Annotated in this window: 2 protein-coding genes and 1 pseudogene; all 3 read right to left on the minus strand. The window is 50.4% G+C overall.

The window, feature by feature from the left end; genetic code table 11:
* Nucleotides 1–47 precede the first annotated feature (47 nt).
* Nucleotides 48–782 (minus strand): DsbA family protein, encoded by a 735-nt coding sequence (locus L691_RS0122120; protein WP_025692487.1) that lies wholly within the window; start codon nt 780–782, stop codon nt 48–50.
* 100 nt (nt 783–882) lie between these two features.
* Nucleotides 883–1,641 carry an HAD family hydrolase gene (locus L691_RS0122125; RefSeq protein WP_025692488.1) on the minus strand — a complete coding sequence of 253 codons (759 nt, stop codon included), beginning with the start codon at nt 1,639–1,641 and terminating at the stop codon, nt 883–885.
* A gap of 87 nt (nt 1,642–1,728) precedes the next feature.
* Nucleotides 1,729–1,956, minus strand: a pseudogene (locus tag L691_RS29805) (ArsR family transcriptional regulator); the annotation flags it as partial.

The following is a 1,956-nucleotide window of genomic DNA, read 5'->3' on the forward strand; positions in this document are numbered from 1 at the left end:
CAGGCCGCGTATGGTGTTCATACGCGGCCTGCCGTTTGTACTTGCGGTCAGTTGCTGCTATTCGCCAACTGCTTGTCGATGGCGGCTTTCAAACTGTCATACGAGGAATCCTTCAGAAGCGCACCGTTCACCATAAACTTGGGAGTGCCGTTAACGCCGTAGGAGCCGGCGATTTTGAAGTCCTCTTTTACGTCCAGCATATAGGTCTGGTTCTTGAGATCTTTCTCGAACCGGGCGTAATCAATGCCGCCAATATTATCCTTCACAAATTTCAGGATGAACTTCTCGGTTGCCCAAATCTTGCTCTCGTCCCCCTGATGATCGTACAGCTTGGTCACATATTCCCAGAACTTCTCATTGCTCTGATGATAGATCGCTTCCCCGGCGCTGGCGGCCAGGTAGGAGTCGCGGTCGATAAAGGCAAAGTTCATGAAGTAGTATTCGACCTTGCCGGTATCCACATAATCCTTGATGAACTGCTTCATACTTGTTTGTGTCCACCGCTTGCAGGCGGGACATTTAAAATCGGCAAACTCAATCACCTTGACCTTGGCGTTCGGATTTCCGAGCCGGGGCTGTTTCTCGTATTTGAGACCGTCAACTACGATTGTCCCTTTCACATCCGTGTAGTTGGGCAGATTGCTCAAATCCGCAGCTTCTCCGGCTTGTCCCCTGGTTAGAACGAGTCCGAGCGCGACCGCAAGGACAACGACCAGTCCTGCCAGCACCATGGGCAGCGCATAATGGCTCCCTGTCTTCTTCTTATTCTGGCTGTTCTTCATGCATATCCTCCCGCCAAATACTTAAATTTACTAAAATAGTATAATCACTTCGGCGGAGGGTTTTATATGCTATTTGTAACAGCTAAGCCTAACGCGGCGATCAGCCGTGGCTTGTGTTCCGGCGCGCAGCAGCTCCGCGGATGACGGGCACCACTTCATGGATGGAAGAAATCGTAATTAGCGACTGCTGCATCTCGTGCTGAAGCTCAATCATATTGTACAGCCATTCGTTCTGCTGCTTCAGATAGACGCTCTTGACACCCGCAGTAATCGCCGGGAGGACATCAGTGCGAAGTGAATTGCCAATCATCCAGGTGCGTTTCCGGTTAAAGGGGCGGCTGCTCAAAATCTTTTCCAGCGATTCCACATTTTTGTGCTGACGGATATAAATGCGGTCTTCAAAGTAGAGGTCCAGCTTCATCTGCTCGATCTTGCGCCGTTGTACCGAATGGTCTCCTCCCGTATACAAGTGCAATTGATGGCCGTCATGCTTCAGGTTGTCGAGTGTTTCGACCATGCCGGGATAGGCTTCGATCTCCTGGTCGTATACGCTGAGACCGAGCTTCATTAACTGTCCCTCCTGAAAAGGATCGGCTGGCCGGTTATATTTTGTGCAGAAATAGCGGTAGGTGGCGATCAGCGACTTCGGAAAGTTATCACTTGCAAGTCCTTTCATATTGACCGTCTCGACGTCAATCTCCACCTGCTTGCGGCGAAGCTCTTCAGTTGTAACCCCTTCATCCCCGAACCAGTTAATCATCATCTCGAAATACTGCCCCAGAATGAGGTCAAAATATTTGTTGCAGTGGACCAAAGTATCGTCCAGGTCGAAGATTACCTGTTGAGTCAAATATTTCATGTCTCTCACTCCTTTGTTCGGCTTAAACGGTTCCCGGGCTTAACAAGAAAGCCCTATTCAAGCCAGTTCTGTATGATTGTAAAAGTATTATACTCGAATATACGATTCAAGGAACATCTGTAGTTCCGACGCCCCGTCGAGACGGATGCTGAACCGTTCGTTCTGCTCCTCCCACAGATGAACGCGCAGAAGTCCGGCCACCCGCAGCATCATCAGATGATGCATCAGAATATCCCCCGACTGGCCGAGGTCGGATTGCATTTCCCATAGCGACTTCGGCTCGTTGGCGAGATAGCGGAGCAGGCGAAGCCGCAC

Origin of the sequence: Paenibacillus zanthoxyli JH29 (assembly GCF_000520715.1) — a bacterium.
In the GTDB taxonomy this organism is placed as follows: domain Bacteria; phylum Bacillota; class Bacilli; order Paenibacillales; family Paenibacillaceae; genus Paenibacillus_AQ; species Paenibacillus_AQ zanthoxyli.